Genomic DNA, 15656 nt, shown 5'->3' on the forward strand with positions numbered 1-15656 from the left:
TAAGCACGCCACGGCGTCTGAGCAATTTGGGCCGGATTTACCGTCTCTCACGTGAGTCCGGTCGGCACAGTGTGACGCTGGCGAGGGCCAAGCATACCAGAAAACATTCGGGTACACGCCATTGTCTTCGAAATCATGGCGCAGGACTGTAGCAGCGGGCCGGGCTGTGTTTGGGAAAGTGGATGAGGTTCAGGTGGTTGCGGCGAGCCCATTGCACGGTCAGCGCGGTGGGTGCGGAGAGGGTCACCAGTGTGCCGATCCGGGCGCGCACGGCCTTATGGATCAACTCCAGGCTGCAGCGGCTGGTCATCACCGCAAAGCCATCTCTCGGATCGATTTCGTCGGTCGCCATCGCACCAATGAGTTTATCCAGCGCATTGTGACGGCCGATATCTTCGCGACAAAGGATGATTTCTCCTGCCGGATTGGCATACAGAGCGGCATGCAGGGCGCCGCTTTGTCGCGCGGCAACCTGAGCCAGACGAATACGCTCGCGTAAACCTTCCAGGCTGGATGTCCGGGGCAGGGGGGCGGGTTGCAGCGGCTCAAGTTGGGGCAGGGCCTGCTCCAGGGCTTCCACACCACAGATCCCACACCCGCTGGTGCCCGCGAGCTGGCGGCGATTCTGCTTCATGGCCCAGAAAGCACGGTTCGAAATTTCAACAGCTGCATGGTGGGATTCGCACGCGGCCGTGATCTCGATATCATAAATTTCGCGAAAGGAGTGAACCATGCCGGTACTCAGGCTGAACCCTCTGACAAAATCTTCGAGGTTCCCCGGGGTGACCATCATCACGGCCTGATTGATGCCGTTATAACTAATGGATAAGGCTGACTCGCTCGCCAAGGCAAAATGTCCCACAGCTTGCTCTTCCCCCAGCGCCTGATAACAGAACAGATCCGGGAGCGGCGGTGCGGTGTTGATATCGTAAGCTTCGGACCGCTGTAACACGGGGTCATTCATGGTCATGCCTTCCTGTTGTGAGTTCTGTATTGATGGCCTTAAGGTGCAGTTGCAGTTGCAGTTGCTGTTTGGGCCACCTGAGCCGGGTATTCGGATGATGTGCATGTTGTTCGTCGCTGCCGGATTAAGCCGGTGAGGGCATTGCTCCGGTTGCAAAAATGGTTTTTGCTTCGGCAAAACATTGCTCAGCCAGTGCCGAGCGTGGCGCGGTCCGACGCATCAATAATCCGATGGGCGATTGCACATCCGCGCCGCGGATCGGCACGATCCGCAGGTGGTCATTCAGATCTTCCAGCCCGCTGCGCAGCGGCATCACGGCACAACAGATGCCGGCACTGACGGCCTGGATGAGCTGGAAGGTTGAATCGCCTTCCAGGACAATTTGCGGCACTAATCCCTTACTACTGAAACTCAGATCAATCGACTGCCGGTAATACATGCCTTTGGTCAGTAAACCAAGTGGGATTTGATCCAGTTGGTCCCAAGTGAGTTCGGGTTCAGAAAAATCAAAATGGCGTACATCATGCAGCAGCCCCATGCTGGTGGCAGAGAGCTTGATGACGTCGAAATGCGTGGTATCAACCTGCTCCAGATAGCACAAGCCCAGATCCAGCTGATTGCGATTGAGGCCATCAATCACCTGCTCTGATGTCATGGAAGACAACTGATAGCGGAGTTCGGGGAAACGTTGTGACAGGGGCTTGAGCAGTTGCATCGGATTCTGGCTCGCCAGCGGCACCATGCCCAGACGAAGGCTGCCGACTAACTGTCCGCGGCAGTTTGCAGCTTCTGCCTGCAGGCCGTCATGCGCGGCTAACACGGTTCTTGCCCAGGCGAGGATCCGCTCTCCGGCCTCGGTAAACCCTTCAAAGCGCTGGCCCCGCTCGATCAAGACCAGGTCGAGTTCATCTTCCAGATTCCGGATCCGCATCGATAGCGTCGGCTGTGTGATATGACACAGTGCTGCGGCCTGGCCGAAGTGGCGGGTCTGATCCAGGGCGATGAGGTATTTGAGTTGCTTGATATCCATAAAATTCCGGGTCACATTATCGCAGGCAGAGCGGCCACATATTGATCGTTGCATGGGGCTCAATGATCTGTCGCACGATGGTTGCTTATCTGGTGCTGTGTTTAATTGCGCACCATTTCATATGAGTCTTTCAGGATACACGAATATTGAAACGAGTGGGCTGTGGCCATGCCGAATCGATGGCCATGATTTCACGGGCGTACTGCAAGGCTGGGACGTCAGTGACCTTCTTCATCCGATCAATCTCGCCGTATACCAGATAAATCGCACCATCAATTTGATCTACATCAAGGGTAGGGTTGCGGTAAATTTGCGTCAAATGAGTTGTGTTTATGGTGTGATAGATATTATCTATCATTCGAGGCGATTCTGAGCCTCCTCGATGGACCGACATCTCAAAAAAGCAGTCGCTTACATCAGTGGTTTCGGGATTCTTGCGGGGAGGCGACCCTGCTTGCAGGCTTCGTGATAGATAATACTGATGAAAAGGTAAATGCTTTCAATTGGACGCGGCTTAGCGAAGTGAATAATCTTTGACACAAATCAAAGTAATTGCATGGCCATCTGCTGGGTTGCAATTGTCTGAACCACAATCAATGAGCGTCATACCGTTTGTTTGAGAAAGCCATTTGCCTCAGATAACAGCGCGTTTGAGAAAAACCCGTTCCTGATAACTCGTTTTTAGTCAAGCGTCCGGTGCCTTTATCAGAATCAGTACACTCGCTGTCTCGTTCATTGTTCTCGCCAATCGAGGAATACCTTCATGAGTCAAAAAGAACATATCAGAGATTATAAGGCTCCGGCCGGAGGATGGGGCGCGCTGAAAAGTGTCACCAAGAGCTGGCTGGGCAGCGAGAACGCCTTTCGTAACCTCAGAATCATGCTGAAAACGAACCAGAATGGTGGGTTTGACTGTCCGGGGTGTGCCTGGGGTGAATCGCCTGAAGATGGCATGGTGAAGTTCTGTGAGAATGGTGCGAAGGCCGTGAATTGGGAGGCGACCAGCCGACGGGTCGACCCGGACTTTTTTGCGACATACAGTGTGTCTGATTTAAAACAACAGACAGATTACTGGCTGGAATACCAGGGGCGTCTGACACACCCGATGCGCTATGACGCCACTACCGATCGCTACGTCGAAACGTCGTGGGAAGATGCTTTTGCGCTGATTGCGAAGCACCTGAACGATCTGGACTCACCCGATCAGGCAGAGTTCTATACCTCCGGCCGGGCCAGTAACGAAGCTGCTTATTTGTACCAGTTATTTGTGCGTGCTTTCGGGACCAATAACTTCCCGGATTGCTCGAATATGTGCCACGAAGCCAGCGCGATTGCGATGTTTGACACCATCGGCGTGGGTAAAGGGACGGTGGTGTTTCAGGATTTAGAAGAGGCTGATGCAATTTTTGTGATTGGCCAGAACCCCGGCACCAACCATCCGCGAATGCTGGATCCGCTGCGTGAAGCCGTCAAGCGCGGCGCGCAGGTGATTTGCCTGAACCCGTTGAAAGAACGCGGGCTGGAACGTTTTCAAAATCCACAGCTCCCGATTGAAATGTTGCGGAATGGCTCGGAACCAACCAACACTGCCTATTTCCGTCCGGCACTTGGCGGTGACATGGCCGTATTTCGTGGCATGGCGAAATTCTTGCTGAACTGGGATCGCGAAGCGCAGAAAAACGGCGAACCGGCGGTATTTGATCATGCCTTTATTCAAGAACATACCAGCGGCTTAGATGATTACCTGAACACGGTGGATGCGACAAGCTGGGCGCATATCGTCGAGCAATCCGGCTTAACTATCGAAGAGATTGAAGTACTGGCACGGATGTACCGCCGGGCTGACAAAGTGGTGATGTGCTGGGCGATGGGGCTGACCCAGCATCGTCACTCAGTGCCGATTATTCAGGAAATTGTGAACCTGCAATTGCTGCGCGGCAATGTCGGCAAGGCTGGGGCGGGATTGTCTCCGGTCCGTGGTCACAGTAATGTGCAGGGAGACCGCACCATGGGGATCAATGAGAACCCGTCGGAGGCGTTCCTCAATGCGCTGGAAAAACGCTTTCAGTTTCAAGTGCCGCGCATGCATGGCCACAACACGGTGCAGGCCATTCAGGCGATGGAGGAGAAACGTGCCAAAGTCTTTATCGGCCTGGGCGGAAACTTCGCCCAAGCTACACCGGATACCTCGAGAACACACGGCGCGCTCAGCAACTGTGAATTGACGGTGCATATCGCGACGAAACTGAATCGCTCTCATCTGGTCACCGGACGTGAGGCACTGATTTTGCCTTGTCTGGGACGAACTGAAATTGACCAGCAGGCCGAAGGACCGCAGGGCGTGACAGTGGAAGATACCTTCAGCATGGTCCATATCTCCTATGGTCAGTTGAAGCCGCGCTCACCACACCTGCGCTCTGAGCCTGCCATCCTGGCTGGCATCGCCAAGGCGACGCTGGGTGACCATCCGATCAGCTGGGAATGGGCAGTGGCAGACTACAGCCGGATCCGGGATTTGATTGCCGACACCATTGTGGGATTCACCGACTTCAATGAGAAGCTCAAACATCCGGGCGGTTTTTATCTGGGTAATGCAGCGGCGAAACGTGTGTGGCACACCCCGAGCGGCAAAGCGCAGTTCAGTGCGACCACACTGCCTGAGCAACTGGTGAATGAAGGCGTGCTGGCCAAAGGTGAACGCCCGGATCTGATCCTGCAAACCATGCGCTCACACGATCAATACAACACCACGCTATATGGCCTGGATGATCGCTACCGTGGGGTGTTCGGTCTGCGTGAAGTGGTGTTTGCCAATGAAGCCGATATTCGTCGACTGGGCTTTGAACCGGGGGAAAAAGTGGATCTGGTCTCGCTGTGGGATGATGGTCGTGAGCGCCGGGTGTCCGACTTTGTGCTGGTGGCTTATGATATACCGGCGGGTCAGGCTGCGGCGTACTATCCGGAAACGAACCCGCTGGTACCGCTGGAAAGCTACGGGGATCGCACGTTTACCCCGACCTCCAAGTTTATCGCGATCAAGCTGGAAAAGGCCAAGCCAAGCATGATGATCCCGACTCAGCAAAGCTAGCAAAACAACGGAACCACGTATCAATAACGGCGTCGCAGATCGGAAACGATCTGCGGCGTTTTTTGATTGAGCGGGTGGTTCTCGTGAGCGTTTTCAGGGCTGCGCTTTGAGCGTCTGATAGCCGGCCCAGATCCGGGTCGTGGTGGTGATCCAACACAGCGTACCGAAGACCCAGGCGATCAGCGCAAAGTACTGCGGCAGCAAACAGCACAATACGAAGCAGGCAATGGTTTCGGTGCCTTCGGTCAGCCCGCCGATATAGTACAGTGATTTTTGCTGGTAGACCGGGCTTTCCAGATTGCGTTTACTGGCCATCACCGCAAAGGCCAGAAAGCTGGATCCGGTTCCGACAAAGGCAAAGATCAGAAACGCGCCAGCGACGGCATTGGCCTCGGGGTTGGCCAGCACAAAGCCGAATGGGATCAGGGAATAGAACAGGAAATCCAGCGTGATATCGAGAAATCCGCCGCAATCGGTGATCCCCTGACGTCTGGCCACTGCGCCGTCCAACCCGTCAAAAAGGCGGTTAAGGATAATGAATACCAGCGCCCAGCCATATTGCGCCCAGGCGAGGGCGGGCAGGGCCAGCAGTCCGAGTGCAAAGCCTGCCAGGGTGATTTGGTTGGCGCTGATCCCCATTTTATCCGGCAGCGCAGACAGCGATTGCAACGGCCAGCGGATCACTTTGATGGCATAACGATCTAGCATGTGATTCTCTCAATTGATTTCATGATCTTTATTTTTCGGGTTTTGTTTTTGGATCTTGGTTTCTCGTCTATTGCATGGTTCGTTCAACTGGACTCGCGTCTGGGATCCTGCCCCACCGATTCGGTATGCCAGGGCCAGCGCAACACCTCGCCGCCGGGCGGAATGTCATCATCATCATGGGTCACCATCAGCGCCGGAATGGCCTGCTGACGGATCTGCTCAAACACAAACTGGCGAAACTCGGCGCGCAGAGCTTTATCCAGTTTACTGAACGGTTCATCAAGCAGAACTGCGCGGGGTTTCGACAGCAAGGTGCGCATCAGGCTGATCCGGGCGCGCTGACCGCCGGAGATTTCATCGGGCATCTGATTGGCCAGCGCGCCGAGCCCGATCTGATCAAGGATTGCCTGTGCTTTCGCTTTGCGGGCTGTGCCTTTGATGGTCTTGGGCAGGCCGAACGCCAGGTTTTCCCACACGTTGAGGTGCGGAAACAGCAAGTCATCTTGAAACAGAATGCCGATCCGGCGCTGATCCGGTGCCAGAGGCAACATGTTCTCGCCATGGAGTTCAATGTTACCTGAGAGCTGGAAATACGGGCTTAAATGGCCGGCAACGGCACTGAGTAGGGTTGATTTCCCACAGCCGCTCGGACCCATCAGGGTTAAGATTTCGCCGGGCGCGACCTGAAAGGTGAGCGGCGGAAACATCGCCTGCTCCCGGTTATTTATAGTGAGGTTTTCCACAGATAAGGTCATCCGTGCTTTCTCTCCGTTGTTGCAGGTTGGTCCGGCGGAATCGGGCGCTGAAGCGACTGGCCGCCATGGCTAAAGTAAAGAAAATGAGGGGCAGTACGCCCTGGATCAGGCCGTAAACGGCACTGACCCGACGGTCCTGTCCGCTCGCCAGCGTTACGGCCTCGGTGGTCACCGTTGAGATCCGTCCGGCACCGAGCATCTGGGTTGGCAGGTATTGGGCCAGGCTGACGCTGATCCCGACCGCGAGACCGAGCCAGATTGCCGGCAGTAGTAACGGGCATTTAACCTGCCACCAGGTTTGCCAGCCGTTCAGGCCCAGACCACGGGCTGTCTGATCGAGGCGAATGTCGTAATGCCGCCACGGGCCGTCCAGCGCCAGGTACAGGTACGGGAAGACGAACAGCAGATGGCTCCAGCAGACCCAGAGCCAGTACCACTGGCCGGGGATCCAGTAGGTGGTGATCTGAATGCCGAATAACAGTGACAGTTGCGGGATCACCATCGGCAGGGCAATCAGCCAGCCGGGCAGGCCGCGCTGATACTTCTGTCGGTATTCCAGACAGGCGATCGCCAGTACCAATGCGCCCAGGCTGCTGATCAGGGCCAGGGTGACGCTGCTGGTCGCCAGCTCAATCAACGAGGCGGATTCCTGTTGCCAGAACCGGCCACTGTAGCGGCTTGGCAGCAGATCCGGAAAGCGCCAGCGCTGGGCGACCGACCAGATCATCAATACCGGGACCACGATCAGCGGGATCGCAATAAAGGGCAATGCGATCGGCCAAAAGCGCTGTCCGGTTAACTGTGACCGGGTTCGCCCCGTTTCGGGATTGAGGGCAGGACCACTGAGCTGCCAGCGTCGGTCGTAATGTAAGCTCAGCCATTCTGTCGCGCGCAGCATCCCAAGTGTCAGCATGGCAATTGTCAGCAGGAGCAGGGCACCGACTGCCGCGCGCGGCAGCAGGGTTAAATCTGGTTCGTTAAACCATTGCCACACCAGCACAGCTAACGTGGGTGGCCGGGTGGGACCGAGGATCAGCGCAACATCAACCACGGATAACCCGTAGGCGGTGACAGCAAAAATCGGCAGCCGCATCCCGGGCAGCCATTGCGGCAGGATCACCTTGATCCAGCTTTCGTGTCGGCTGTAACCCAGCCCGGCGGACACGGCCAGGAGCCGGCTGATCTGGATTTGCTGCAACACGGCAATACTCATCAGCAGCAGAAATGGGGTTTCCTTGACGGCCAGAGCCACCATCAGGCCAAGACCGTATGGGTCCTGGATCAGGCTAAACCAACCGTCGGTGTTGAACCCGGAAAATTCCAGCAGGCGGAACAACCAGCCGGTTGGAGAAAAGGTAAAGGCAAAGCCGATGGCAAAGGCAACATGGGGCATCGCCAGCATGGGTGACAAGGTGTGTTCTAAGAACTGCCAGCGGCGACTGCCCCAGTAGCGTTTCAGGATCACAAAGCAAAACACGGCTGCCAGCAGGGTGCTGCCCAGGCCGGTGAACAGGGTGAGGCCGATTGCGGCACTTAGCCCCGGCCAGTGCAGGACGCTGGAAAATGCCTGAAGATTCGGGGTGGTCATGCCCAATGCGGGCAGCCAGGAAAAAGCCGGGATCAGGATCCCCAAGACCCCGGGGACGAATGGCAGGGCACACAGAAACAAGGTGAGTAAATACAACAAGCGAATCATCATATATCAGTATGGCAGGGAGCAAGATTGGCCTTGCTCTCTGCCATGTTTTCCTTCTTGGTGATCAGCTGCCGTAGCGTTTTTGCCATTCGAGTTCCAGCGCGGTTAACCAGCTCGGGTGCGGTTCCGGAATGGACTTGAACAGGGAAAACCCTTGCGAACCACCCGTTGCCAGCGCATCGGCTTTAAGTACGGACGGATCGCCCCAGATCTTGGCATCAGCCTTACGCAGCTGGGCTTGCGGGCTCATCAGGAAATTGATCGCCACCAGAGCGCCTTCTTTGGCGCTGGCATTCCAGGGAATGGCCAGAAAGTGGATATTCGACAGGGCACCTTGCTGGAAAGCATAGGTCTGGGCAGATTCAGCCAGATTACCATTGGCGATGGCGGCGTTGGCGGCATTGGGATTAAAGGTGATGGCCAGCAGTAATTGCCGATCATCCAGCAACTGAATTGATTCGCTGGTGCCAGACGGGAACTGTTTTCCCTGTTGCCAGGCAACCGGGTGGAGCTGGTCCAGATACTGCCATAGCGGTGCCGTGATCCGATCGAACTTGGTGCGCTCCGACTTCGGGTCTATGGGCTGGTACAGGGCAGCTTTGTCTGCGGTCAGCTCCAGCAGGGCGGCTTTGAGAAAGCTGCTGCCGTGAAACTCCGGCGGTTGCGGGTAGCTGACTTTGCCGGGATAGGCCTTGGCGAGGCTCAGGAGCTCAGCAAAGTTCTGCGGCGGATTGTTCAGGGTCAGTTTGTCATGAATAAACACCAACTGGCCGACGCCCCACGGCGCTTCCAGGCCATCGGTGGATTCGGTAAAATCTTCACTGACCGGCAGGGATTTGTCGACCAGCGACCAGTTCGGCAGCGCCTGGGTAAAGGGTCCGTACAACAGGTTGTTTTCTTTCATCGAACGGAAGTTTTCACCGTTGATCCACACCAGATCGACACTGCCGTCCTGATTTTTTCCTGCCGTTTTTTCCGCCAGCAGGCGCTGTGCGGTTTCGGCAATATCGGCCACTTTGACATGCTTGAGGCTGACGCCGTACTGGCTTTGCAACTGGCGATCCGTCCAGCGCAGGTAATCGTTGATTTCCTGGCTGCCACCCCACGCATTGAAGTAAACGGTTTGCCCTCGGGCTTTGTCGACCGTTTGCTGCCACTGTTCGGCAGAGAGGGGCGCTTGGTTACTGGCGCTCGCAAATCCGGCGACCAATGACAGGGCGAACCCGGCGAGTAATTTTTTCATGAAATTAGCTGTCCCTTTCTTGTTTGAATTGGGTTTCGGATAACGTGCGTTTCGAGGTCTCGGTCCCTGCGCGGTCACGACGCATCCAGCGGTGATACTTTTCGACCCAGGCCAGCAGTGTCTGCGGGGCGTTGGCTTGTTTCCACACCCCGGCCGTATATTTGGCGGCTTCGCTCATGGTTGGATACGGGTGCACGGTGCCGAGGATCTTGTTTAAGCCTAAGCCATGTCGCATCGCCAGGGTAAATTCTGCCAGCAATTCACCGGCCCCGGTGCCGACAATTGTGGCCCCGAGAATCGTATCTTTGCCTTTGGGTGTAATGACCTTCACAAAACCGTGATCCGAACCATCGGTAATGGCCCGATCCAAATCATCCAGGTCGTAGGTGATCACATCATAATCAATGCCTTGCGATTTGGCTTCAGTTTCATTGATCCCGACCCGGGCCACTTCCGGTGCGGTGTAGGTCACCGCAGGGAGCACCGAGTAATCGGCTTTGAATTTCTTGAACTGGCCAAACAGGCCGTTGACCGCGGCATACCAGGCCTGATGCGCTGCGGCATGGGTCAGTTGGAACGGACCGGCGACATCACCGACGGCGAATATATTCGGGTACGCCGTCTGCATAAAGGCGTTGACCTGCACGGTGCCGCGTTCTGTGGTTTCGATCCCCAGTGTTTCAAGGCCGAACCCTTGCACATTGGCGACCCGGCCGAGGGCTAGCAGCAGGGCATCGAATTCAACCACCACCTGTTTTTCCTGATTCCAGTCGAGGTAAGCCCGGAATACGGGCTGCCCCTGGGCATCCTGCGTCGCTTCAAAGCGCATGGCCCGGTGGCCGAGTTTGACGTCAACGCCATCGGATTGCAGGCTCTGCAACACCAGTGTCGCGGCATCGGCATCTTCACGGACCAGCAGTTGTTCGGCCATTTCGACCAGCGTGACGTCACTGCCGAGGCGAGCAAAGCTCTGGGCCAGCTCACAGCCGATCGGGCCGCCGCCAAGCACCAGCAAGCGCTTGGGTTGGGTTTCAAGCGACCAGATGGTATCGGAAGTGTAGTAGTTGACTGCCTCTAAGCCGGGGATCGGCGGCACGAGCGGTCGGGCACCGGTGGCGATGACAATATTGCGGGTGGTGATGCGCTGGCCGTTGACCTCAACTTCCCACGGCGACAGGATCCGGGCATCGCCCTGAATACAGTTGACCCCCAGTTTTGAATAGCGCTCAACCGAGTCATGGGGCTCGACCTTGCGGATCACCGCCTGCACCCGCGCCATCACCCGGGCAAAATCGACGGTCGGGCGGTCCGTGGTGATGCCGAATTCATCGGCACGGCTGATTTCAGCCATGGTATGCGCAGCACGGATCAGTGCTTTCGACGGCACACAACCGGTATTGAGGCAATCGCCTCCCATTTTATGGCGCTCGATCAGGGTCACTTTGGCTTTGACGGCAGCAGCGATGTAGGCACTGACTAACCCGCCAGCCCCGGCACCAATCACCACCATATTCTGGTCGAACTGATTTGGGCGGGTCCAGCCGGTGTAGATCCGACGGCGGTTATACAGGTTCATCAGCCCTTTGGCCAAGAGCGGGAAAACGCCAAGTAAGGCCAGTGAGAACAATACTTGCGGGGAAATCACCCCGCTCAGGGAGTCAATTTCACCCAGTTGGGTCCCGGCATTGATATACACCATGGTGCCTGCCAGCATCCCGAGTTGGCTGATGAGGTAGAACATCCGGGTGGAAATCGGTGTCAGGCCCATCAGCAGGTTGACCAGAAAGAACGGAAACACCGGGATCAAGCGCAGGGTAAACAGATACAGCGGGCCATCTTTTTCGATGCCGGCATTGATAGGGGCCAGACGGTGGCCAAATTTGTCCTGAACCCAGTCACGCAGAATATAGCGGCTGAACAGAAAAGCCAGGGTGGCCCCGATGGAGCTGGCAAAAGAGACCAGCAGCAGGCTCCACCAGAAGCCGAACAGCGCGGCGCCCAGCAAGGTCATGATCGCTGCGCCCGGCAGCGACAGTGCGGTCACCCCAATATAAATCGCAAAGTAAATCAGGCTGGCCATGAGCGGCTGACTGGCAATCGTGTCCTGCAGGGCGAGTTGCTGTGCTTTGGCCTGCTCGAGGGTGAAGTACTGGCCGAGATCAAACACAAACCAGAGGCCGATGAGGGCGGCAACGATACTGAATAGCCCTATTTTTTTCTTATCCATGAGGTTCCCTATTTTGTGTGGTCAGCCGGCTGAGTCGCGTTCGGGTTGGCTTGCTCCGGCTGGATCGGCAGCGAGCAAAAGCCCTGCGCAGGTACATCCAGGGCGGTATTAAATTTGGCGGAGAGATTCTGGAAGGCGATCAGGGCCGTCAGTTCGACCAGCGCATCCTCGTCGTACCATTGCTGCAATGCAGAGAGCATGGCATCGGTCACCTGTTGTCCGGTGATGGTGATGGCTTCGGTATAGCCCAGTACCGCTTGCTCTTCGGCACTGAATAAGCCACTTTGTTGCCAGTGTGCCAGCGCCTTGATTTTTTCGACGGAGTCACAACGTTCGGCCAGTTTCATGCCGTTGGCATCGACACAAAATGCGCAGAGGTTGAGTTGCGATACCCGGACACAGATCAGTGAGCGAATCACCGGGGTTAATGGCGAAGATTTGCGGTCCAGGTAGCCAAAAAAGCCGGCAACCAGCCAGAACAGAGTGGGGCGTCGTCCCCATAATAAGGCCGGATTCAGAGGATGGCCGTAATGGCGCTTCTGAAGCCAGAGGAGCGGCTTGATGAGAAATGAGTAATCTTGCTTGGCTGAAATACGCACGTGTGCCTCTTAGGTTGCCAGTGGGCCACATATGCAACAAAGATAGCACGAATCGTTGCGCAGCATGCAGCTCTACCGAATGGTATGAGACAAGACCGAGCAACGGTTGGAAAACTTTCAGTTTTGAGAGAAAAAATCTTTAAATTCGTTTAGTTGAGCGAAATATAGACGGATTTGGCCTCTTGCTGCTGCGCCATATCCGGAATGGCGGGCTGGGAAACAAACAAATAACCGGACGCCAGGACCGGCAGTAAGGCAAGGGCCATGGTTTTGCCGATATGATAGTTGCGGTACCAGTATTTTTTGGCACGGATTTTAAGCAAAACGCCCCACAGCAACAGCAGGCCGTTAAACCCAGCGGTCAAGGCTAGTATTTCATCGAGCATTGAAAACGGGGCCAGTTGTTGATGGACAACAAAGACGATGATTGCTGTCGGCAGAAAGTTCAGCAGGACTAACAGGCGCATCAGTTTTGGCCATTTGCAAAACTTGTCTTTGAACATCTGATTGGATTGTCCTGGAAAAGGCTGCGAGCTGTACATGATACCTTCCTTCCGGCTGCGTTGACGCCCCAATTCTACTGAGGTCGCAAGGGATGAAAACCCTGTTGATGAATTTGTGAACAGCTTTGGGAGTGGTGTCAATCTTTGTCATTTCTTAACAGAAAAATGTCTTTCGGTTGGTACAAATTTGACAGGGCGCAGGGCATATAAATACTCCCCGTGGCGACCGACATTGAACCGCGTAGTTTGCTTCTTAAATGCTTGTTCAGGTCAGGGATGGCTTGGTTAAGGGATGGGAAGCGAAGCATGAAATAAAAAAAGAGGCGCAAGCCGCCTCTTTTTCACAATGAATCGGGAAGGGTTCAGCCGTTGAGTTTTGACAACAGCTCGGAACGACGCTGCGGTGGAATGACGGACCAGTGACGTCCGCTCACCGCGCCTTCCAGCGCCCAGAGCAAGTCGATACTGACCGTTTCCTGATGCGTTTCCTGCAGAGCTTTATAAGCGTTTAATGCACCGGCTTCGTAGAGTTCGTCGACGGTACAAATCCCTGCTTTTTTCAGCATTCGTTCGTTGGCTAAACGTAGGTTCGGCAAATCCTTGATACGGCTCGGGCCGGTCTGGCTTTTCTTTTCCTTGTCCTGTTTAGCAGCCTCAAAAGATTGTTTGGCGTGTTCGATAATTTGCTCTGGCGCATCCCACCACTCCTCAGGAATTGCGAAGTGTTTGGTGACGACCGGAAATCCACGCTTTTTGTAAACGTATGGGCTGAGTCCTGCTTGTTTAAATTGTTCTTCGTTTTCGGCATTGGCACGCAGGTGAAGTTTGTCGTTAACCACTAACGCAAACATGGTTTCGCCTGAGAAAATCCCAAAACCACCAAACATTGAACGTGATTTTACATTTTCAAAACATTGAAACAGTCGAAGAGAATCTTTAAGTACTGGTTTGTCCATGCTTCTTACTCGGTGAAAAATTTCTCGAGTCACCTAACAACAGAGCGAGGATTCAGATTAGCAAATTACGAAGAAAAGCAATGTCAGGGATTTGTCAGGATTCTGAACATGACTTCTTGCTACATCCATCGGCAACCCCGCTACCATAAGTCCACTTAGTTATTGATAAATAAGTAACTCTTAGGCCGGAGGCTTTGCGTCCCATTCTTTAGAATGGTTTGCCTTGTTCGTGACATAAACAAGCATATCTCAGAAGATATTTTTGAACTTGGTCCCATTTTTAAAAATGTGATATTGCTCCCACAAATAGATCCTAAAGCCTGCTAGCAAAAATTTAAAACTTATTAAATTTTGAACAAGTTGGTCGGGATTGGGCCAGATTTAACACGTTATGGGTCTTGATAAATTCGGGATGTAAATCTGTGGTCAGAGGATGGTCAAAATTGCAACAAAAAACCGATAGCAAGCTATCGGTTTTTTTGAAAAGAAAAATTGAAGTGTTTATGAAATCAGATGTTTAGGTTCTTGACTGATTTTCTCACGACCAATTCGGGCGCCATTTCAAAGATCCGGCGTTCATGTTGTTTGTCTTTCACCCGTGCCATCAGGATTTCAATGGCTTTCTTACCCAACCGTTGTTTCGGCTGGTGGATGGTGGTGAGCGGTGGTGAGAAGTACGGCGCTAGATCGATATTGTCATAACCGATGATGGAGATATCATCCGGCACGCGCAGACCCGCTTGCTCAAACGTACTGATCAGCGCCATTGCCATAATGTCGTTAAAGCAGAAAATCGCGGTCGGGCGCTCTTCCATGGCGATGAACTGCTTGGCAGCCGCCACGGCAGATTCACACTCAAAATCGCCTTCAATCAGCCAGTCCGGATTGACGCTCAAATTGGCTTCAGCCATGGCTTTGTGGAAGCCTTTGAGGCGCTCACGGCAGGTCAGTTTTTCACTGTGTCCGGTCAGGCAGCCAATTTTCTGGTGGCCGTGTTCAATAAAGTATTTGGTCGCGACATAGCCACCCAATTCCGCATTGTCCTGGATTTTGTCGGTGTGCGGGCTCTCCGGACCCCAGTCCATGACCACCATCGGCAGATCTTTCTGGCGCTCGAGCAGGGCCAGCAGTTTATCGTCCAGATCGGAACACATCACCAGTAATCCGTCGACCCGCTTTTCAGCCAGCATGCGCAGATAGTCACGTTGCTTTTCCAGGTTCCCTTCGGTGTTACACAGGATCAGCGTGTAGCCTTCGCCATAACAATATTCTTCAACCCCATGTACAACTTCGGCAAAGAACGGGTTGGTTGATTTGGTCACCAGCATGCCGATGGTCCGGGTGGTGTTACATTTCAGGCTTCGCGCCACAGCGCTCGGGGCATAGTTGAGCTCATCCACGGCGGCCAGCACTTTCTTCTGGGTTGCTTCTGCAACAAACCGGGTTTTATTGATCACGTGAGACACTGTTGTGGTTGAAACACCTGCCAAACGTGCAACATCTTTAATCGTTGCCATACTTATTCTTCTAATAATTCAAAGCGGGCTTGGGCCCATTTCTCTTCATTGATCTGAACAGCATTCAACAGCCGTGCACCAAACTGAATAAGTATCTGGTTTGCTTCTTGGAGTCAGGCCAGATACTTGTTCAGTTTGGCATGATGATCTGCGTTCACAGGGATCATCATGCTGTTTCATACTGCGTATAAAACGTCAAAAAGCCGCTTCTCTTCCGAGCGGCTTTCTTGTTCTTCTCGCCTTTCAGGCGTTGCATTGTGTAATCGCTTGCGATCACATTCTACTGAGTGTAGCGCACAGTGCAACGTTTCTGTATCGCAAGGTAGTAATTCTTGATAGATATCAACAAACTCACTGCAAATTTTCTCAA

The 15656-nt window shown here is 54.3% G+C and carries 13 protein-coding genes and 1 riboswitch; of the genes, 1 reads left to right on the forward strand and 12 read right to left on the reverse strand.

The annotated features are described in order from the left end of the window. Positions 1 to 133: 133 nt before the first annotated feature. The 3 genes from fdhD to NH461_RS06970 form a co-directional block, all read right to left on the reverse strand. Entirely contained in the window at positions 134 to 964 is an 831-nt protein-coding gene (gene fdhD, locus NH461_RS06960) for a formate dehydrogenase accessory sulfurtransferase FdhD (protein WP_261602510.1), read from the reverse strand. Between the two features lie 124 nt (positions 965 to 1088). Continuing rightward, entirely contained in the window at positions 1089 to 1994 is a 906-nt protein-coding gene (locus NH461_RS06965; RefSeq protein WP_261602511.1) for a LysR family transcriptional regulator, read from the reverse strand. Between the two features lie 130 nt (positions 1995 to 2124). Then, entirely contained in the window at positions 2125 to 2352 is a 228-nt protein-coding gene (locus NH461_RS06970) for a hypothetical protein (RefSeq protein WP_261602512.1), read from the reverse strand. 405 nt (positions 2353 to 2757) lie between these two features. Between NH461_RS06970 and NH461_RS06975 the strand changes: the two genes are divergently transcribed. Then, on the forward strand, positions 2758 to 5082 hold the full coding sequence (locus NH461_RS06975) for an FdhF/YdeP family oxidoreductase (RefSeq protein WP_261602513.1): 2325 nt from the start codon (positions 2758 to 2760) through the stop codon (positions 5080 to 5082). A gap of 93 nt (positions 5083 to 5175) precedes the next feature. Here NH461_RS06975 and NH461_RS06980 read toward each other — a convergent pair whose 3' ends face one another. From NH461_RS06980 to purR, 9 genes are all read right to left on the reverse strand, one after another. Further along, complete coding sequence (locus tag NH461_RS06980) at positions 5176 to 5790, reverse strand: CDP-alcohol phosphatidyltransferase family protein (protein WP_261602514.1); 615 nt, start codon at positions 5788 to 5790, stop codon at positions 5176 to 5178. 83 nt (positions 5791 to 5873) lie between these two features. Further along, positions 5874 to 6545, reverse strand: coding sequence for an ATP-binding cassette domain-containing protein (locus tag NH461_RS06985; RefSeq protein ID WP_261602515.1), 672 nt, complete (start codon positions 6543 to 6545; stop codon positions 5874 to 5876). After that, entirely contained in the window at positions 6511 to 8241 is a 1731-nt protein-coding gene (locus NH461_RS06990) for an ABC transporter permease (protein ID WP_261602854.1), read from the reverse strand. Before NH461_RS06990 ends, NH461_RS06985 begins: the two co-directional genes overlap by 35 nt. A 64-nt stretch (positions 8242 to 8305) precedes the next feature. Further along, positions 8306 to 9484, reverse strand: coding sequence for an ABC transporter substrate-binding protein (locus tag NH461_RS06995; RefSeq protein WP_261602516.1), 1179 nt, complete (start codon positions 9482 to 9484; stop codon positions 8306 to 8308). Positions 9485 to 9488: 4 nt separating this feature from the next. Beyond that, complete coding sequence (locus NH461_RS07000) at positions 9489 to 11711, reverse strand: FAD-dependent oxidoreductase (RefSeq protein WP_261602517.1); 2223 nt, start codon at positions 11709 to 11711, stop codon at positions 9489 to 9491. An 8-nt stretch (positions 11712 to 11719) separates the two neighbouring features. Next, positions 11720 to 12310, reverse strand: a complete 591-nt coding sequence (locus NH461_RS07005; protein ID WP_261602518.1) for a carboxymuconolactone decarboxylase family protein — start codon at positions 12308 to 12310, stop codon at positions 11720 to 11722. Between the two features lie 149 nt (positions 12311 to 12459). Further along, positions 12460 to 12852 (reverse strand): hypothetical protein, encoded by a 393-nt coding sequence (locus NH461_RS07010; protein WP_261602519.1) that lies wholly within the window; start codon positions 12850 to 12852, stop codon positions 12460 to 12462. Positions 12853 to 13175: 323 nt separating this feature from the next. Beyond that, entirely contained in the window at positions 13176 to 13769 is a 594-nt protein-coding gene (locus tag NH461_RS07015) for a TfoX/Sxy family DNA transformation protein (protein ID WP_261602520.1), read from the reverse strand. Positions 13770 to 13896: 127 nt separating this feature from the next. Continuing rightward, a riboswitch (cyclic di-GMP riboswitch) is annotated at positions 13897 to 14002 on the reverse strand. Between the two features lie 276 nt (positions 14003 to 14278). Continuing rightward, on the reverse strand, positions 14279 to 15286 hold the full coding sequence (gene purR, locus NH461_RS07020) for an HTH-type transcriptional repressor PurR (protein WP_261602521.1): 1008 nt from the start codon (positions 15284 to 15286) through the stop codon (positions 14279 to 14281). Between the last annotated feature and the right edge of the window lie 370 nt (positions 15287 to 15656).

Source organism: Photobacterium sp. TY1-4, from assembly GCF_025398175.1.
In the GTDB taxonomy this organism is placed as follows: domain Bacteria; phylum Pseudomonadota; class Gammaproteobacteria; order Enterobacterales; family Vibrionaceae; genus Photobacterium.